Source organism: Leifsonia sp. 10L418, from assembly GCF_056395445.1.
The window spans coordinates 530635-549897 of sequence record NZ_JBFTJN010000002.1 but is presented as its reverse complement, the minus strand read 5'-3'; the positions used below and the strand labels follow the sequence as shown (position 1 = coordinate 549897).

11 protein-coding genes are annotated in these 19263 nt (G+C 66.7%); 3 read left to right on the top strand and 8 right to left on the bottom strand.

Translation table 11 applies throughout. From position 1 onward, the window contains the following. Positions 1-107 precede the first annotated feature (107 nt). Both AC1DCF_RS05930 and AC1DCF_RS05925 read right to left on the bottom strand, forming a co-directional pair. Positions 108-1910: a glycoside hydrolase family 3 protein gene (locus AC1DCF_RS05930; RefSeq protein ID WP_477210221.1), complete on the bottom strand. Its 1803-nt coding sequence runs from the start codon at positions 1908-1910 to the stop codon at positions 108-110. A 75-nt stretch (positions 1911-1985) separates the two neighbouring features. Next, positions 1986-2717: a phosphatase PAP2 family protein gene (locus AC1DCF_RS05925; protein ID WP_477210220.1), complete on the bottom strand. Its 732-nt coding sequence runs from the start codon at positions 2715-2717 to the stop codon at positions 1986-1988. Positions 2718-2833: 116 nt separating this feature from the next. On the opposite strand from AC1DCF_RS05925, the gene AC1DCF_RS05920 reads away from it, so the two are divergent. Beyond that, positions 2834-3418 carry a TetR/AcrR family transcriptional regulator gene (locus AC1DCF_RS05920; protein WP_477210219.1) on the top strand — a complete coding sequence of 195 codons (585 nt, stop codon included), beginning with the start codon at positions 2834-2836 and terminating at the stop codon, positions 3416-3418. 95 nt (positions 3419-3513) lie between these two features. Here the strand turns inward: AC1DCF_RS05920 and AC1DCF_RS05915 are convergent, their stop codons facing one another. Beyond that, positions 3514-4893 (bottom strand): NAD(P)/FAD-dependent oxidoreductase, encoded by a 1380-nt coding sequence (locus AC1DCF_RS05915; protein WP_477210218.1) that lies wholly within the window; start codon positions 4891-4893, stop codon positions 3514-3516. 129 nt (positions 4894-5022) lie between these two features. Continuing rightward, the gene (locus AC1DCF_RS05910; protein WP_477210217.1) at positions 5023-6054 is read right to left on the bottom strand and encodes an alpha/beta fold hydrolase; all 1032 of its coding nucleotides are present in this window, start codon (positions 6052-6054) and stop codon (positions 5023-5025) included. Positions 6055-6270: 216 nt separating this feature from the next. Between AC1DCF_RS05910 and AC1DCF_RS05905 the strand changes: the two genes are divergently transcribed. Continuing rightward, entirely contained in the window at positions 6271-6729 is a 459-nt protein-coding gene (locus tag AC1DCF_RS05905; RefSeq protein ID WP_477210216.1) for a MarR family winged helix-turn-helix transcriptional regulator, read from the top strand. After that, positions 6726-8141 (top strand): MFS transporter, encoded by a 1416-nt coding sequence (locus tag AC1DCF_RS05900; protein ID WP_477210215.1) that lies wholly within the window; start codon positions 6726-6728, stop codon positions 8139-8141. The genes AC1DCF_RS05905 and AC1DCF_RS05900 overlap by 4 nt, the downstream gene beginning before the upstream one ends. 14 nt (positions 8142-8155) lie before the next feature. On the opposite strand, the gene AC1DCF_RS05895 is transcribed toward AC1DCF_RS05900, so the two are convergent. The 4 genes from AC1DCF_RS05895 to AC1DCF_RS05880 all read right to left on the bottom strand — a co-directional run bounded on the left by AC1DCF_RS05895 (position 8156) and on the right by AC1DCF_RS05880 (position 19167). Continuing rightward, positions 8156-8827 carry a GAP family protein gene (locus tag AC1DCF_RS05895; RefSeq protein WP_477210214.1) on the bottom strand — a complete coding sequence of 224 codons (672 nt, stop codon included), beginning with the start codon at positions 8825-8827 and terminating at the stop codon, positions 8156-8158. A 123-nt stretch (positions 8828-8950) separates the two neighbouring features. Further along, the gene (locus AC1DCF_RS05890; RefSeq protein ID WP_477210213.1) at positions 8951-10417 is read right to left on the bottom strand and encodes a peptide MFS transporter; all 1467 of its coding nucleotides are present in this window, start codon (positions 10415-10417) and stop codon (positions 8951-8953) included. Between the two features lie 47 nt (positions 10418-10464). Beyond that, positions 10465-11481: a LacI family DNA-binding transcriptional regulator gene (locus AC1DCF_RS05885; RefSeq protein ID WP_477210212.1), complete on the bottom strand. Its 1017-nt coding sequence runs from the start codon at positions 11479-11481 to the stop codon at positions 10465-10467. Positions 11482-11928: 447 nt separating this feature from the next. Further along, a complete protein-coding gene (locus AC1DCF_RS05880; protein ID WP_477210211.1) occupies positions 11929-19167 on the bottom strand; it encodes a family 78 glycoside hydrolase catalytic domain in 7239 nt (2412 codons plus the stop codon). Positions 19168-19263 lie beyond the last annotated feature (96 nt).

Here is a 19263-nt window from a genome sequence, read left to right as displayed (position 1 = left end):
AGGCGTACCAGGGCAACTCGACCGGAAGCCTCACAGTCGGCGAGGATGAACCGGATGAAGCGGATCAGGCGACGCGACCGCGTCACGCCACCTGACCACCCGGCGTTCTAGTACGCCAGGCCGTGACCGAAGCGGAACAGCGGGTCCTTCGTGTCGAACGGCACATCCTCGCGGCTCGCCTCGACCGCAGCCATGCTCGATGGCAGGTCGAACGGCAGCTTGCCCTTCGGCTGGGCTGCGCCGGTGAGCACGTCGAGCAGTGCTCGGGCGTTCGCGCCGTAGTTCGCGACGATCGCGACGGGCGCAATCGGCGCCTCGACGATCGGCGTGAGAATGGCCGGGCGGTCCAGGTGCACGTCGATGACGGTCGGAACCGCAGCAGCGACCTCGCGCAGGTGTGCGATGGTCTCGTCGGTGAAGTCGAGCGAACCCTGGTGGAAGAAGTTCTCGAACATCGTGCTGCGCACCTCGAACGGCGCCTGGATGCGGACGATCGCCAGGTCGGCCTCGGCCGGGGTCGCCACGACGGTGCCGTACTCCCCCGCAACATCGGGCTCGATGCCCTCAACGTAGATCTTCTGGCCCGTGGCCAGCGGAAGCGCCGGCGTGCCGGCATCCGTTGCAGTGTTCGTCAGCACCGTGATCGAGGCGCGCTGGGCGGCCTCACCGGCGGCGCGGAACGCGTCGGAACCGACGATGACGCCGGCCTTCTTCGCGTCGACGAGCGGTGCGTCGAAGAGTCCGAGCACGAACTTCTCGCGCAGGAGGCGACGAGCTGATGCGTCGAGGCGGTCCTCGGTGACGTCGCCGCTCTGCACGAGCTCGATCAGCAGATCGGGGATGGCTTCGCCACCGAACTGGTCGGCGCCGGCCTCGAGGATCTTGACCATGCGCTCGCGCGGGGTGAGGTGCTCGACGCCCCAGGCGCGGGCCGGGAAGGGCTCGCCCATGATCTCGTCGTCGTTGGAGATCAGTCCCCAGTCGGTGCAGACGATGCCGTCGAAGCCGTAGCGTTCGCGCAGCAGCCCGGTGATGACGCTCTTGTTGAAGCCGAAGCCGACCTCTTCGTATTCGGTGCCGACCGGCATGCCGTAGTACGGCATGATCTGACTGGTTCCGGCCTCGAAGGCGGCTTCGAAGGGCTTGAGGTGGAGCTCGAACTGGCCACCGGGGTAGACCTGCTCGCGGCCGTAGGCGAAGTGGGCGTCCTCGCCATCCATCTGCGGGCCGCCGCCCGGAAAGTGCTTCGTCATCGTGGCGACGGAGTCAGCGCCGAGCGTCTCACCCTGGAACCCACGGATGTAGGCGGCACCGAGCACGCCGGTGAGCTCGGGGTCTTCACCGAACGTGGCGACCTGGCGGCCCCAACGCGGCTCGGTGGCCAGGTCGATCTGCGGGTGCAGGGCCACGCGCATGCCGACGGCCAGGTATTCCTGACGGGCGATGTCGCCGAACTGCTCGACAACGGCTTCGTCGCGGATGGCGGCGAGGCCGATCGATTCGGGCCAGCTCGAGAATGGGCCGGCCATCATGCCCGCGAGCGGGTTGTCGCTGAAGGAGTGGCGCGGGTCGGTCGAGATCGTCACGGGGATGCCGAGGCGCGTGGAGGCCGCGAGCTCCTGCAGCGAGTTGTGCCACTCAGCCATCAGCTCGGCGGTGGGCGCTGAACCCAGCACGTTGAAGTGGGTCATTCCCTTGCCGATGACGTATTCCTCGTTGGACGGCAGCCCGAACACCGGGTCGGCCGGGGCGAGCCCGCCGTCCTGGCTCATGCTGATCATCGTCTGAAAGAAGAGGCCGGCCTTTTCTTCCAGTGTCATCTGGCCGAGCAGGTTCTCAACCCGGTCGGCGACGGGCAGCGTCGCGTCGCGGTAGGTCGGGTCGACGGGGGTGGATGGGGTCTCACTCATCGGAGATTCCTCTTTCAGTTTGAGTTGCGGATGTCGAAATCGGGGTGGATGCGCCGGGCTGCGTTGGAGAGACGCCTAGTAGGAGGCTGCACCGGAGTGCAGCTCCGCGCGCTTCTGCTTGCGGCGGGCGCGACGAGCGTCATCACGGGCGAGCAGCGGAGCGAAGAGCCACCAGAGCATCAGCGTGACGCCGGCCCCGACAACGGCTCCGGCCAGGGTGTCGGTGACCCAGTGGGCGCTGAGGTAAGTGCGGCTCCACATCATCACGAGCACGAAGGCGATGCCGATCGGCCACCAGATGCGGCGGGCCGCAGCGGGCAACAGCACGGCGATCATGATGACGAACGCCACCGTCGTCACAACGTGACCCGACGGGAACGAGCCGTGGTCGACCATGACGAGCGCATCGCCGGGGCGCGGCCGGTCGACGATGTTCTTCAACAGCTGGGCGAAGAGCGACGGCACGAGGTAAGTGAGGAACGCGAACAACATCGCCCACCAGCGACGCATGATGGCCAGAACGATCAGAACGACCAGCATCACGATCAGGCTGGCCGGTCCGCCGAATGCGTTGAGAAACGCGACGAGTCCAGTCACTTCACCGCCGGCGGGGCCTGCGGTGATCGAGTGCCACCACACATCCAGGCCCTGGTAGAACGGCGTCTCCGGTGCAGGAAGCAGGGTGAGCGTCATCAACACGATAAAGGCGGCGGCACTGGCTGCGGCCACCCAGTGCCAGCGACGGCGGCCGTTGTCGGCCGGAGGGCGCTGGGGGGTTTCTTTGGCGGCGGGCGACGTCGTCGTCATAGGGTGAAGCCTCTCGTGAGTGCGTCTTCTCTGGCGCAGTGACCAAAACAATACAACGTTCGGTTTTCCGTCGCAAGGCCGATCGGTCGGCTCAGAGGTGTCGTACGATCAGAGGCATGTCAGAGAGAGGGTCATACGCCAAAGGCGTGGCCAAGCGTGAAGAAATCCTGCGCACGGCGCTGGAGGTGTTCTCCCGGGAGGGGTACCGCGGAACGTCGCTGCGGGAGGTCGCGCGGGCGAGCGGGCTCAGCCTGCCCGGCCTGATGCACTACTTCGATTCGAAAGAGGATCTGCTCGCCGCGATTCTCAAGAAGCGCGATGAACGCGACGAGGACACCTACCGCCGGCACGACGCGCCGCTCGCCGCACTGGCGGCCGTCATGCGGCACAATGCCGAGGTACCCGGCCTCGTTCAGCTCTACGCGACGCTCTCCGCCGCGGCCAGCGACCCCGAGCATCCGGCGCATGAGTATTTCGTCGAGCGCTACGCGTCCTTTCGCGCCCAGTTCGCCGAGGACATCCGCGGCCGTCAGGCAGACGGCACGGTGCCGGCGTCACTCGACGCCGACAAACTCGCCGCGTCAATGATCGCCCTCGCCGACGGGATCCAGGTGCAGTGGATGCTGGACCCGAGCATCGACATGGCTGACCACATCGACTTTCTCTGGTCAACGCTCACGGGGCAGGCCCCGGTCGCGTAGCGCCCCTCCCCCTCGCTGGTCGAGCCTGTCGAGACCCCGCGAGCCGATCTCGAAACTCGGTCGCCAGATCTCGACAGGCTCGATCACCGGTCGCGCTAGTGCCGCCCGGCCACCACATTCGCCATCGATGCGATCGGCGAAGTGGAGGTGCGACCCCGATCCTCGGCGCGATCGGCCGCGTGATACGCGGCATACAAGCCCTTGACCGCGACCCAGCGCAGCGGTTCGATCTCCCAGTTACGCACCTGGTGGTTGACCCACGGCAGGCGGGTGAGCGCGGTGTCGGCGCCGAGCAGCAGGTCGGCGAGCGTGCGCCCGGCCAGGTTGGTTGCGGTCACGCCGGTTCCGACATAGCCGCCGGCCCAGGCCAGTCCGGATGTCGGGTCGAGGCCGACCGTCGCCGCCCAGTCCCGGGGAACGCCGAGCACTCCCGACCAGGCGTGGTCGATCGCGGCACCCGTGGTGGCCGGGAAGAAGCGACCCAGCAGGGCGCGCAGTGAGGTGACCGTGCTGTCGGGAGTCGCGCCGTCGGCGTCGACGCCGGAACCGAAACGGTAGGGCACACCGCGCCCGCCGAAGGCGATCCGGTCGTCGGCGGTGCGCTGGGCATACATGTAGACGTGCGCGAAGTCACCGAGTGTCTCGCGACCCTCCCAGCCGATCGACTGCCAGGTGGCGGCATCCAGCGGCTCGGTCACGATGAGCGAGGAGTTCATCGGCAACCATTTGCGGTGTAATCCGGCGAGGCCGGCGGTGAACCCCTCGGTGGCCCGCACGATGAATCGGGCCGACACAGTGCCGCGAGCGGTGACCGCCCGCTGCGTGGAAATCTCGCTCACCCGGGTTCCCTCGTAGATCGTCACGCCGAGTTTCTCGACGGCCTCGGCCAGGCCGCGAGCGAGCTTGGCCGGCTGGATGCGCGCGCATTGCGGCTGAAACACCCCGCCGAGCGCGCCATCCACGTTCACTCGGGCCGCCATCTCCTGCGCTGAGAGCACCTCAAAGTCGACGGCGTCTCGCCAGCTCCGCTCCGAAGCCGCGAAGCTCTGCATCCGGTTCAGCTGAGCCGCGTTGTTCGCGACCGTGAGTTCGCCGCCCTTCAGGATGTCGGCGTCGATTCCTTCGACATCGGCAACCCTGATCACTTCGTCGACGGTGTCGTTCATCGCCTGCTGCATGGCGACCGCCGCGGCCCGGCCGTGCGACTTCACGTACTGCTCGCGCCCGCCGGTCACCGAGTTCGTCAGCCATCCGCCGTTGCGCCCCGAGGCGCCGTAACCGGCGAAGCGCTCCTCCACGATCACGACGCGCAGCAACGGGGCCGCCTTCTTGAGGTAGTACGCCGTCCAGAGGCCGGTGTAGCCGGCGCCGACAATACACACATCGGCGTCGATGTCACCGTTCAGCGGGGGCCGCTGGGCCGGAAGCCCTGTGGCGTCGTACCAAAAAGAGACGCGGCCGGTCGTCGTTGTCACGGATGCTCCTTGTGTCGTGTCGCGCGTCGTCGCGCGGAGTCTGGGGTGTCGGGCGGGCGGTTGCTCCGTTGCCCGTGAGGGGGCGCAGATCGACCTTCATCGAACCATCGAAGGTCGATCTGCGACCCCTCAGCGAGGCTCGGGGCTGCTGCGGGTGGAGTCGGAGGGGATATCGGGGGCTTTCACTGCGGAATCGGACAGCTCGGAGGCGGGCTCAGCGGGTGCGGGCGCAGCGGGTGCGGGCGCAGCGGGTGCGGGCGCAGCCGTTGCCGGCGCATCCGTGGATGCAGTCGCCGGCACGGAACCGGATGCCGACGCCGACGCCGGAAAGCGCTCGTCGAGCCAACTCACCAGATCGCGCGTCACTTCGTCGCGGTTCGTCTCGTTGTAGATCTCGTGGCGGGCGCCGGGGTACACGATCAGCAGGATGTCCCGCAGGCCAGAGCGCGACGCATAGGCCTGCACCAGGCGGAGCGCACTCTTCTCCCCGCCGACGGTGTCGTCGCTGCCGACCTGCACGAGTAGCGGGAGGTGCTCCGGCAGATTCTTCGCCGGGCGGCCGAACAGCCGCACACCGTCGCGGATCCCGAACAGTTTCGCAATCGGCGACAGCGTCGTCAGCGGGTCGGCCACGAACGCCTGGGCGACGGCCGGGTCGCGGCTCAGCCACTCTGCCCCCGTCGTTCCCAGGTGCTTGTGTTTGCGGTTGAGGTCGCCCGTGTCGAGCGAACCGGGCCACCGATATGCCGTGCCCGACAGCACGACCGCGTCGTACTCGGCGGCATGCTCGTTGACGATCATCTGCACCATGAACGAGCCCCAGCTGTGGCCGAACAGCACGAGCGGCAGGCCCGGGTTATCGGACCGGATGACGCCGCTGAACTGGTGAACCGCCGCGACGGCGGCACGCAGCCCGCCGGGGCCGAGCTTGCCCATCATCGCCAGGTTTCCGTTGTGCTGCTTGAGCCCGGTCTGCCCATGCCCGCGGTGGTCATCCGCATAGACCGTGTAGCCGGCCGCATTCAACGCGGCGGCGAGCTCGACATAGCGCTGGGCGTGCTCCCCGACGCCGTGGGTGATTTGCACCACCGCGCGCGGTTCGTCAACCGGCCAGACGTAGTAGGTGATCTCGATCCCGTGGGCGTCGGTGAATGTGGGCACGTTGCCATTCTGCACCTCAGCGACTCAATCTCGGCCAAGCGCGACGGCGATCGCGGGCCGCAGGATGCGTCGAAATTGCGCAATTGTCGTCGATTGCCGCACAGATTGTGCGGCGTTCGGTGACAGGTGCGGTTTTCGGTGACGGATGCGCGACGGATGCAATTGATTGCGTCCGGGGTATTGCTTAGCAAAGCTAATTTGTTATGCTAACTAGTTATGAACGCCGAGTCACCCACCCCTGCCACGCTGCCGCACGACCGCGTGGCCGAGCTCAGCCACGACTTTCGTCTGGCCAACGCTCGCCTGACCCGGCGACTTCGTCAGCAGCGGGCGAACGACGAGCTGACCGCCGGCCAGTTCTCGGCGCTCTGCACCCTCTTCTCCGACGGCCCGCTCACACTCAGTGAACTCAGCGAGCACGAACGTGTCACCCCGCCGTCGATGAACCGCACAGTCAATGCCCTCGTCGAGGCCGAGTTGGTTCAACGCGAGAACGCCGCGGATGACGGCCGCAAGGTCATGCTGGCCCCGAGTGCTGCGGGCAACGCCCTCGTTCGGGAAACCCGGGAGCGCCGCGACGCGTGGATCGCCCAACGCGTGATGAAGCTCTCGCCCGAGCAGCAGCAGGTGCTGGCCGAGGCGACACTGATCATGAAGGAGCTTGCCGACAGTTGAGTGCCATGTTCCGCTCCCTGAGCGGCGTCAACTACCGAATTTGGTTCAGCGGAGCGCTGGTGTCCAACATCGGAACCTGGATGCAGCGCACTGCCCAGGACTGGATCGTTCTGACCCAGTTGACGAACCACAATGCCGCGGCCGTCGGCATTGTGATGGCCCTGCAATTCGGGCCACAGCTTCTGTTGATGCCGTGGAGCGGCCTCATCGCCGACCGATTCGACCGGCGCAAACTGCTCATCCTGACGCAGTCGCTGATGGGGGCGCTCGCCCTCGGACTCGGCATCATCACGGTGTTCGGCGTTGTCGAACTCTGGCAGGTCTACCTCTTTGCCCTGGCGCTCGGCGTGGTCTCGGCCATCGATGCGCCGGCCCGGCAGACCTTCGTCGGCGAACTGGTCACCCACGAGAACATGTCGAACGCGGTCGCGCTCAACTCGGCCTCGTTCAACGGAGCCCGCATGATCGGCCCCGCCGTCGCCGGCGTGCTCACCGCCATCGTCGGGGCCGGCTGGGTGTTCATGATCAACGCGGTGACCTTCGGCTTCACCGTGCTGGCGATGTTCCTGCTCCGCAAATCCCTGCTGCGCCCGCAGGCGCGCGCCTCGCGCGAACGCGGACAGCTCATGGCTGGGTTCCGGTATGTGCGAGGCCGGCCCGACATCATCGTCGTGCTCATCGTGGTGTTTCTGGTCGGCACCTTTGGCTTCAACTTCGCCATCTTCACCTCGACCATGACCACCGTCACATTCGGCCTCGGGGCGAGCGAGTTCGGCTTTCTGAGTTCGATCATGGCGATCGGCTCTGTCGCGGGAGCGCTGATGGCCGCCCGACGGGCCGAGGCCCGGCTGCGCCTCGTGCTGATCGGCGCCGCGGGATTCGGTGTGGCCTGCGGGGTGGCCGCCTTCATGCCGACCTACGGACTCTTCGCGGTGACCCTGGTCTTCGTCGGATTCGCCTCGCTCACTCTGATGACCACGGCCAACGCCTACGTGCAGACGACGACCGAACCCGCCATGCGCGGTCGGGTGATGGCGCTCTACATGGCGATCTTCGCGGGAGGCACTCCGCTCGGTGCCCCGCTCGTCGGCTGGGTCGCCGACGAGTTCGGCCCGCGCTGGGCAGTCGGCGTCGCCGCGGCATCCGGCATTCTCGCCGCCGTGGTCGTGCTGATCTGGATGGTGAAGTACCGGGACCTCAAGGTGCGCCTGCGCCTGCGCGGCAACCAGCGTTCCCGGGTGCGTTACGCCGGCGACGGGCTCCCGGCGACGGCATCCGTCGCTGTCGCCCTGGCCGAGGCGGATGCCGATGCGATTGCCGCGGGGGCGGATGCCGATGGCACGACGCTCGGCGACGACCAGGAGACCGCCACTCGAGAGATCGCCGTGATCGAGGCGACGACACCTCGCTAGTGCGCCGAAGCGGGTCAGAGTTCGCCGAGCTCGGCAATCCCGCCACCGATCAACGAGGCCCCGATCAAAAGCAACACCGCTCCGATGATCACGCCGTTGTTACGCACCAGCCAGTCGCGCGTGAGCTCAAGCCGCGGGCGCATCCGCTCGGGTGCGATGAGCAGCGCGACGACCGGAATCGCCACGGTGGCACATGCGATCAGGCCGAAGAATGCGGCGGCGACCAGATCGGCCCCGAGCCCGAGGTTCGCCGCTCCGATCGTCACACCGGCACCGATGGCGAACAAGAGTTCCTTGAGGTTCGTCACCGAGAGCAACAGCGCGAGGCCGAAACTCCGGGCCGGTCCGGCCCCGTCGACCATCGCCATCCAGCGTGGCAATTCGACATCCGCGTTCTTTCCCGGCCGCTTGCGCCATTTTGTCGCCGCAAGCACGACGAGGGCGATGCCGACCAGAATGCGGATGACCGAGACGAACGGAGCGGTCTCGCCCTCCTCCACCGCGACATCGATGACGACGGCGCAGAAAGCGACGATGACGATCACGCTGAGCAGCCGGCCGGCGAGAAAAGCCGGCGGCGAAGCCGGCGTCTGCGGCGAGTTCAACAGCAGCACCGCAATGATCGGGAGCGGGCTGAGCGCCACACCGACCGCGAGAGGAAGGATCTCGCCGAACATTTCGAGCATGGGAGCCTTTCACCGGAAGCTCCCAAATTCTAGGGGAGCCTGACGACCGGGCCCCGCACCCTGCGGATACCGCTGCCTACGCCGCTGCACCAGCAGCGGCGTAGGCGACGATGCCTCGAAGCGTCAGCGCACCCCGCCCATGAGACGCAGCACCGGGCGCGCGGCCAGCGCCAGTGCGATACCGATCACGATGGCGATGGCACCCAGCACGCCGAAGTAGACGTTCTCCGGCACGGCCGTGTACAGCTCGGCGAGCCGCCCGGAGATAGCAGTTCCGAGCGACACGGAGAGGAAGAACAAGGCCACCATCTGGGTCGTGAACGCCGCGGGCGCCAGTTTGGTCGACACCGACAGGCCGACCGGCGAGAGCAGCAGCTCGGCAACGGTGAAGGCGAGCAGGATGCCGAACATCGCGAGCAGGGGGGTCGAGTTGGGTCCGCCGCCGGCAAACGGCAAGAACAACCAGAATGCGAGACCCATGATCGCCGTGCCGGCCGCGAACTTGATCGGGGTCGACGGCTGCTTGGCGCCCCACTTGGTCCAGATTGCGGCGAAGACGCCGGACAGGATGATGATGAACACCGGGTTGATCGACTGCACCCACGACACCGGCATCGTCCAACCGAACAGATCCCGGTTCAGTCGCTCGTCTGAGTAGATCGTGACGACGGTGAACTGCTGCTGGTAGAGCGACCAGAACGCCGCGCTGGCGATGAAGAGCGGGATGAAGGCGTAGACGCGCTTGCGCTCCACGGTCGTGATCTGCTTGCTCGTGAGGATGACGGTGAAGTACGAGATCGTCGACACGATCACGAGAACGATCACGACAGTCGAGAGGCTCTCGGCCGTGATCACCCCGGTCATCACCAGAACGACGACCAGGGCGACGCCGGCGAGGCCGATGAGCCCGTAGAACGTCCACCGTGACCGCGGCAGCGGGTCGGGCACGATGCGCGAGCGTTCGGGCAGGCGCTTGCGGCCGAAGGAGTACTGCAGCAGCCCGATTCCCATTCCGACCGCGGCGAGGCCGAAGCCCCAGTGGAAGCCGACCGTGGTCTGCAGCAGGCCGGTCAGCAGCGGGCCCAGGAACGCGCCGAGGTTGATTCCGAGGTAGAAGATCGAGAAACCGGCGTCGCGACGCGGGTCTTCCGGCTTGTACAGCATCCCGACAACGGATGTCGCGTTGGCTTTCAGCCCGCCGCTACCGAACGCGACCAGGATCAGGCCCACGGTCACGCCGATTCCGCCCGGCAACAGCGCCAGGGCAAGGTGGCCGGCCATGATCACCATTGCGCTGTAGAACAGCACGCGCTCGGAACCGAGCAGGCGGTCGGCGACCCAGGCGCCGAGGATCGTGGAGAGGTAGACGGCGCCGCCGTACGCGCCGACGATTCCTGCGGCGGTGACCTTCGACATGCCGAGGCCGCCGTCTTCCACCGAGTAGTACAGGTAGAGCAACAGGATGCCCTGCATGCCGTAGAAGGAGAACCGCTCCCAGAGCTCGACGCCCGCGACGTTGGCGAGCGATCGAGGTTGGCCGAAGAAACTATGGTTGTCGCGTTCCGCCTGGGATTGCTCCGTCGTACTCATGGAAACGAGCCTACCTCCGGGGTGCCCCCTGCACGAGGGACAACTGGTCAGGCCGCGCGGCCACCAGTTGACTCGCGCACGACAAGTTCAGGCTGGAAAAGCACGTGTTCGTGCACGAAATCAGCGCCGCCTTCGGCTTCACGCAGCAGCAGCTGCACGGCGGTGTAGCCAATCAATTGGCTCGGCTGGCGTATGGATGACAACGGAACGACCGCGGCTTCGGCGAATCCGATGTCGTCATAGCCGATCAGTGCGACATCCTGGGGAACAGCGACCGCGCCATCCTTCATCAGCGCCTGGAGCACCCCCATCGCCAAAAGGTCGTTGGCGCCGAAGACGGCATCGGGGCGATCCGCCGCCGCTCGGTTTCTCATACCCTCACCGGCCTGCCGTCCGGCGCGCACGGTCAGCGAATCGGTCTCGACAACCTCGATCGAGGCCCCCGCAACCTCGGCAACAGCGCGCTGTGCCCCGGCCAGACGGTCGGCGACCTGCCGCAGCTGCACCGGGCCGCCGACGAAAGCCAGCCGACGCCGACCGATCGACAGAAGGTGCTCTGCAGCCAGATAGCCACCGGCCTCGTCGTCAACCGATACCGACGAGAAGCCCGGATGATCCACTTCGCGGTCAACGAGAACCGCGGGCGTACCGCGCGCCTTGAGCTGCTCCAAACGCGGAATCGCGTCGCCGAACGGCGTGATCAGCACGCCGTGAACACGCTGTTCTTCGAACAGGTCGAGATAGAGGGCTTCGCGCTCCGGCTTCTCGTCGCTGTTGCCGACGAGCACAGTGAAGCCCTCCTCCATCGCCCGGTTCTCCGCACCTTTGGCCAGTTCGGCGAAGAACGGGTTGCCGGCGTCGAGAACGACGAGTCCGAGGCTCTTGCTGTGGCCGGCGCGCAGTTGGCGGGCGGCGTCGTTGCGTACAAATCCGAGTGCCTTGATGGCGTCTTGAACCCGAGAAACGGTGATCGGTGAAACCTTGTCTGGGTGATTCATCACGTTCGAGACGGTTCCGACGGAGACTGCGGCGAGCGCAGCAACATCCCGAACATTTACTGACACGGTGGTCCCTTTCAGCTATGGCGGATGCGACAGTCGTTCAGTAATCACAGCCGGTCTGACCCTACGCAGTAAAACGTATCAATTCGACCCCGCGTCCAGGGCACATCGACGCGAGTCGGCCGAGATTGGGCGGTGAGGGGCAGGCCAGCTCCTGTCACCGACACCGCGCGGGTTGAAAACCGCTACGCGCGTTGAGTTGAACCGGCGCGGCGGTTTTCAACCCGCGCAGCGACCGATGCTTGCGGATGCGACCCCGGGCGCGTCCCCGGATGCTCCCGCCGGGTTCAGGGAGTGGCGCGCGCGATCTCGACGCGCTCGACCACCGAAGCGTGCACAGCGCACAGAGAGGGGCACACAGAAAGGGCACACAGAAAGGCCGGGCGGCGATCCCCTGAGGGATCTCCTGCCCGGCCTTCGCGCCCCGGTAGAACCGGGGCGAGCGAACGACTAGCCGATCAGCCGGCGACCCCGACGCTGACGCAGCAGGACGAGCCCGGCCCCCGCCAGCAACAACAGGCCCGCGATCAGGGCCGCCGGCACCAGGGTGACTCCCGTTGACGCGATGACATCGGTGGGAATCGTGACTGAACCGCCCGAGCCATTTCCGTTCCCGTTCCCGGTGCCCGGCTGGCCGGGTTCACCAGGCTCGCCCGGGCCGCCCGTACCGGAGTCAACGACAACCAGCACCAGGTCGTGAGCCCCGCCCGGGAAGTCGGCCGGAACCGTTCCCTGCGCGGAGATCACGCCACGGGCATCGGCGGTGGCCACCGCGAGCACGGTCGGCGTGGAGTGCAGCTCGATCCGAACCTGCTCGCCCGCCGCGAAACCGCTCGATTCAACGAGCACGCGCGAACCGGCAGCAAACTCGAGCTTCGTCGGCTTCGCAGAGCGTTCAAGCTGCAGCGCCTCTCCCACGTTGCCCGCCCGGTCAATCGCACGCACCTGCACCGAGGTCGGCTTCGCTGCTTCAGCAATCAACTGGGTCAAACCGCTCACCCAGGTGTGTCCGTCGAGCGAGTACTCGAGGTGATCGACACCGGAGGCCACATCGGAGCCGATCACGCTCCCGCGTCCCGCCTTCGACAGCCAGCCCCAGACCAGCGGCGCCGTCGCATCGACCTTGACCGTAGTCGAAGCGGGCGCACTTACGTTGCCCGCGTTGTCGGTAGCCCGATACGAGAACGTCGTCGTGCCCTCCGGCAGCGTGACCGGCGCGGTGTAGGCCACCCAGCCGCCGTCGTTCAGGCGGTACTCGATCGAGCGCACTCCGCTTTTGTCGTCGGTCGCCGTGAGCGTGCCCGCCGCTCCCGCGACGTGCCAGCCGTTGTTGCCGGCGTTGGAGATGGCAACCCCGACCGTCGGCGCCGTCACATCGGGAATGACAATCGTTCCCGTGATCGACTGCGCCTTTTCAACGTTGCCGGCGACGTCAGTCGACCGGAAGTCGAGCGTGAATGCGCCTTCTGCCGTGACAACGGCCGCGTCGCCGAGCATCCACTCTCCGTTGTTCACCCGGTAGCTCGTCGAGGCGACACCGGAGGTGGCGTCCTCGGCCGCGAAGCCGATCGTGCCCGAGGTGGTCGCCGTCTCCCCGTCGAACCCAGCACCACGCGTGGCAGTGGTCACCGGAGCGACAGTGTCGATTTTCACGTTCAGGCTCCGGATGCCGCTGGAGTTGCCCGCCCCATCACTCGCCCGGTAGGTCAGAGCATGCTCCCCCTCGTCGGCGAGTGAAATCGCCGTCGAGTAGTCGGCCATCGCACCGTCGCCGAGCGCGTACTCGATGCGCACGTCGCCGGCACGATCGTCCTGAGCCTGCAGGGTGAGCCCGACCGGAGCCTGCAGGTACCAGCCACTCGCGCGGTTCGGTACAGACGGATCAGCCGTCGCGGTCACCTGCGGGGCGATCGTGTCGGCCGCCAGCGGCAGGGTCCACACGTCGGCGATCGACGGGTCGTAGAACCCGTGATCGGTCAGGTTCTGGAATTTGATCCGCACCGTGCCCGACGCGGCGAGCGCCGCATCGACTGGGAACTCGAAGGTTTCCGTGCCCAGGCCGCCGGTGTGACTGAACAGACGCTCAGCGACCTCGGTGCCATCGACGAAGACCTTGTACTTCTTGGTCTGCGGCTTGTCGTAGGTCTCGATCCCGCGAATCACAAACGGTTGGCCCGCCACGACCTGCGCGTTGAACTCGAAGAACGAGTTGTCGGTGAGGTGTCCGGCGTAGCGGCGCGTCAGCCCCGCTTCGGTGTTGGTTCCCGACGATGCCGAGGCGGTGAGCCCGTGCGCATCTTCAGAAGGCTTGTCTCCGAGGTCGACGTGGTCGTAGCCGACCGGCGGCGTCGTGACCGGTGCCAGCGCCACGGTGAGTTCCGCCGTCGCCTCCGCGAACGTGACCCCGTCGTAGACGAAGCGCGCCGTGACGGATGCCGCCAGTGACGCCCGGTCCGCGCCAACCGGCACGAAGACGGGCACCGTGAGAACCGCATCCGAACCCGCCGGAATGCGCACGTCACCCGTGGGCAACGGCGTGGTCCAGCCGGCCGGCACGCTCAGTTCGAGGTGACCTGCCGCCGCCTGCGAGCCGGTGTTGCTCACTGTCACGGTGAGCCGGCTCGCCTGCCCGGGCGCCACGGTCGACGGGTCGAAGACGGCGCTCGAGATGGTGACGGCCGAATCGACCACCAGCGCGAGTGGGCGTTGGAGCTCGATGCTCTGGCCACCGAATCGGTAGCTGAACCCGATGGTCGCCGGAACTTCACCCGGAACCTGGTCGAGCGGAACCGCGAAGCCCAGTGCTGCAGACCTCGTGTCACCCCCGGCCAGGGGCTCGGCAACCGAAACCGGAGTTTCAGAGACCGACCATCCCGCATCCACACCGCGGATACGTGCAGTGACGGCCGAGATGGCGGCGGTTCCGGAGTTGGCGACCGTCGCCGTGACGGTTCCCTGTTCTCCCGGTTTGGAGGCCGGACTCACCAGCGTTGCCGATGCGGTCACGCCGAGCAGCGCAGACACCGTGGTGCCGGCCGCCCCGCGAACGGCTTGCGCCGCCGCCCCGAGAGCCGAGCGGGTTGCCTCATTGAGCGGTTCTGCGGCGATCCAGGTGTCGACGGCGTCGAGCGAGCCGACCGCCTGCGCGAGCGAGCGGGCAGCCGCAGCCGCGTCGTTCTGCGCGAGGTGAGTCAGTGCCTCCGCGGCGTGCGCCCGTGAGGTCACCACGAGGCCGGCCACGGTCGACGCCTGGGAGTTGTTCAACTCTCCCGCGGTGTGCTGCGCGTCGATCTCTGTGGTCAGCGCGTCGATGCTCTGCAGCACGGTCCCCACGGCACCGGCCTCGGCATCAACCTCGAACGCGTAGTCACCCGAGCCGACCGTGACGAGCACGGTTCCGGCATCCTCGGCAATGTTGCGCACCCCGGCGACGTCAGATAGCGCGACGCCACCCTCGGTGACCGCCCAGCTGTTCGCCGCCGGGAGCTTCACCGTGGCCGTCGAACCGACGGGAACGTGCGTCTTCAGGCTGAGCGAGCCATTGGCCTTCTTCCAGTCCACACTCACCGGGCCGAATGGCGTCTGGGTTGTCGCCTTCGCCCAGTCGAGCTGGTCGGTCACCAGCGGGGCGATTGACACGTCACGGTAACCGGTGGTTTCCGAACTGCGGATGCCGGCGACGTCGTGATAGAACCAGTCATCGACGGTGCCAAGGAAGTAGTGACCCAGCGAGCGTGATTCCAGCGACCAATGCTCCCACATGGAGGTGGCGCCGTTCTCGATCATGTAGCCCCAGCTCGGATACTCCTTCTGCACCGCAACCTTGTAGGCCAGTTCTGCGTAGCCGTACTTGGTGAGCATCGGCAGCAGGTACTTGGTGCCAAGGGTTCCGGTGTTGAGCTTGTCGCCCTTGGCCACGACATCGGCGGCCAGACTGGCGGCAACCCGCTTCGCCGTCTCCGCATCGGGAGTCATTCCGAAGGCGAGGGCGAGCACGTTGTGGGTCTGGCGGTAGCCGTTGTCGCCGGCGCCTCGGTAGAACCCGCGCGCGGTGTCAAGGAATGTCGCATTGAAGGCATCCTTCACCGTGCCGGCCTGGTCGGCGAAGTGTTCGGCGTCGCCCGGCTTGCCGAGCAGTTTCGCCGTCTTCTCCATCGTGTTCAGCATTGTGTAGAGGAACGCCGTGGCACTGACGTGCACGTCTTCAGGCGCGTTGCCGCCGGCCGGGCTGGCCTCCGGGCTCACCCAGTCGCCCAGGCGGGCATCGGCGATGCCGCCCGGCGAGCGCGCGAACTCAGCGTCGGTGTACTGCTTCATTCCGTCGTAGTACTGCTGCAAGACACGGATGTCCCCGCCGTACTGGTAAAGCGCCCACGGCACCTGGATGTAGGCGGCGTGCCACGACGGATTGGTGCCCCAGTCGCCCCAGTTCGCCGAGCTCGGTGCGATGACATAGGGCGCCCCGGTGACCGGGTCGCGGCTGTCGTTGATGTCACCGATCCACTTGGCGAACAGGTTCTGCGAGTCGAGGTTCATCAGGAACATCTCGGCGCCGACGGCGGCGTCACCGGTCCAGCCGTTCTTCTCGAACATCGGGGTGTCGGTGGGGATGCCGTGCAGGTTGTTGAGCAGGGTGTCGACCACGGCGCGGTGAGTGGCGTTCATCGTGCTGTTCGCACTCTCGAACGATCCGGTCTCTTCCGTGTCGGTGTGCATGGCCTGCGCGGTGAAGTTCGCCGCGGTCGGCGTGCTGCCTTCTGGCCAGCCAGACACCTCGATGTATTGGAAACCCTTGTACGAGAACTTCGCAGCCCAGGTCTCCGGAGCCCCGGTGCCGGCCAGGATGAACCTGTCGGTCTGGAAGCCGTTCTGGAAGCCGCCGTTGTTGTCGGCGTTCAGCCGGCCGTTGGTCCGGAGTTTCTCGGCGTACTGAAAGCGCACCGTCGATCCGGCGTCTCCTTCGGCCGTGATCTTCACGTTTCCGGCGAGCACGCGCGGAAACTTCACCACGTAGGTGCCGGGGATGACCTCGGTGACCGAGCTGGCGGGCAGTTCTTCGGTGATGCGGATCGGTTGCTGGCTCTGGTTGACGAGCACACCCTTCGGGCCGGCCACGACGGCCGCCCTGTCCCAGGATGCGGCAGCGAATCCGGCGGTGTCGAAGCCGGTCTGCTCCAGAGACGCGTTGTAGGTCTCGCCTCCGTAGAGATCATCGAGCACCGTCGGCCCGTCGTGCAGGGCCCAGCTGCCGTCGGTGACGACATCCTTCGAGGAGCCGTCGGCGTACTCGATGCGCAGCACCGCCCTGGCAACCGGCTCATCGTGCCAGGGGGCCTTCTCCCAGTTCCAGACGTTGCCGTTGGTCAACCCGTAGAAGCCACGGCCGAGCTCAATGCCGAGCGCATTGTTGCCCGGTGTGAGCTGGTTTGTTATGTCGGTCACGGTGTACTGCGCGTGGTCGTCGTAGTCGGTGTAGCCGGGTGAGAGCAGCTCGTCGTTGATCGGTGCGCCGTTGAGGCTCACATTGGCGTAGCCACCGGCCGCGACGTAGATCTTCGCCGACGTGACCTGCTGATCGACGCTGAACTCCTTGCGCATCAGCGGGGCTGCCGCCGGGGCGGCGACGGGCAGACGCACGCCGTTGCCCCACGGTCCTGCGCCGTAGCGCGCCTGCACGGCGGCGGGGGCCCAGCCGGAGTCGTTGAAGCCGGGTTTTTCGAATCCGTCGGTGATGGTTTTGGATGCCTTCCAGCTCGCATCCGTGGTGAACACGGTGTTCGAGAGGTCGTCGTAAGTGACCCGGCCCACCATCAGTAGGCCTGCCGGTGACCCGGCACCGTTGGTGGTGCGCACGGCGATGACGTTCTGCGCGCCCTCGAGATCGACGACGTAGCGCTTGGAGCCCTGCCATTCATTGCTGGCCCCCTCGGTGCGGGCGATCAGACGCCCGTTGACCCAGAGACGATAGGAGTCGTCGGCGGTGATGAAGATCTCTGCCTTCGTCGCCTGCGTGCCCGCGGGTGTGTCGAGGGTCTTACGGAAGGCGCGGTCCTCGCCGGGAGCGACGGGGGCGCCGGCCTCTGGTGTCCAGATCCAGTCGGAGTTGGCGAAGGTAAGCGCGTCGGCACCGACCGAGAGTTCGGGGATGCTGACCTGGGAGCCGTAGATTCCGTTGCGGTAAAGGAAGTTGGCCTTGGCGTTCGTCCAGGCGGCGGATTCAGTGAAACCGGCGGCGTTCCAGCCGGCCGGAGCCGCATCTTCAGCGGTGACCAGCGCTTTGAACCCGCTATTGGTGATGAGCTGTTCGCTGGTGCCGTCGGTGTAGCCGACGCGCACGGTGGCGAGCACTCCGCCGTTCTGGCTGTTGCCGGGAGTCTTCAGCACCAGGCCGAGCACGTTCTCGCCGGCCACGGCGTCGAGGTTGGTGACCCGCGCGGTCTGCCATTCGTTATTGGCGCCGGTGTTGAAGGCGACCTTCTGCCCGTTCCAATATGCAGTGAAGATCTGGTCGCCAGTGACGGCGAGCTGCGCCCAGGCGACCTCTTTCGTGCCGGAGATGCTGAGCGATTTGCGGAACACGGCCGAGGGAATCGGGTCGCCGACGGTGGCGGGAGCCGGAATGATCCAGGATGCGGTGTCGAAGCTCAGCCGGCTGTCGGCCGTTGCGGCAACGGGCACGGTGACCTGGGCGCCCCACGGGCTGCCGCCGTAGACAGCGCGCGCGGTGGCGGGAATCCAGCCGGTGGTGTCGTAGCCGTTGGACTGCCAGCCGGTGTTCGCGGTCTTGTTGCTCAGCCAGGTTCCGTCGGTGACGACATCCTGCGTCGTGCCGTCAGTGAAACGCACGGTCAGTTTGCCGACGACGGCGCCGTAGGCCTTCGCGGTGTTGCTGAGGTACACGGCCAGGAGGTTTGCGCCGGGGTTCGGGAAGACCTGAACCCGGGTCGCCGTCTTCCAGGCGTCGTCGACAGACTTGCCCGTCGCGATCTGGTTTCCGTTGAGGTGGGCCGTGAAGCCGCGGTCGCCGGCCATCACGAACTCGGCGCGTTCGATGGTCTTGTCGGTCGGAAGCATGAAGCCCTGCCGGAAGTAGCCGGGCGGAGTGTTCCCACCGGCATAGGGCGGGTGGATCCAGGAGGCTCCGTCGAGGTTCATCGTCAGCCCCTCGGCGCTCTGCTGCACCCGGTCGCGTCCGATCCAGGCACTGCTGCCCCAGTCGGCGTCGGCGAGCAGGCCGGTCGCGAACGTCGATGAAGCGGATGCCGCGCCCGCGGTGGTCTGCACATCCACCGACCAGAAGTACGTGGTTGCCGCCTTGAGGGAATCCCCGCCGTACTCGATGCTCGCCGATTCGGTCGAGTCGACGGTTCCGCTGTCCCAGACATTGCCGGTGGCGAGTGCGGCGGCCGAGTCCGCAACGCGCAGACGGTAGGAGCCTTGCTGCACATCACGCATCGTCGATGAGGTCACCCAGGAGAACCGGGGCTTGGCGCTGTCGATGCCCAGCGGTTCGACGCGATTCTCGACCTTGAGGTCGGCGAGGCTGATGCCCGTTGAGGGTTCGGCCGCGGCGGCCGGCAGCGTGCCGAGCGCGGCGCCGCTGGCGACGAGGCCCACGCCGAGGGCGAGCGCGATGACGGAGTGCAGTCGTGATCGCCACGATCTACGCGAACTGGAGAGGTCTGACACAGGAGTTCCAATCGATGGAGCGAGGGGGTGCAACAGGGAGTGGTGGTGTGAACGGAGAAGAGAGGAAGAGAAAGAGGTGGAGCACGACTCCCGGCC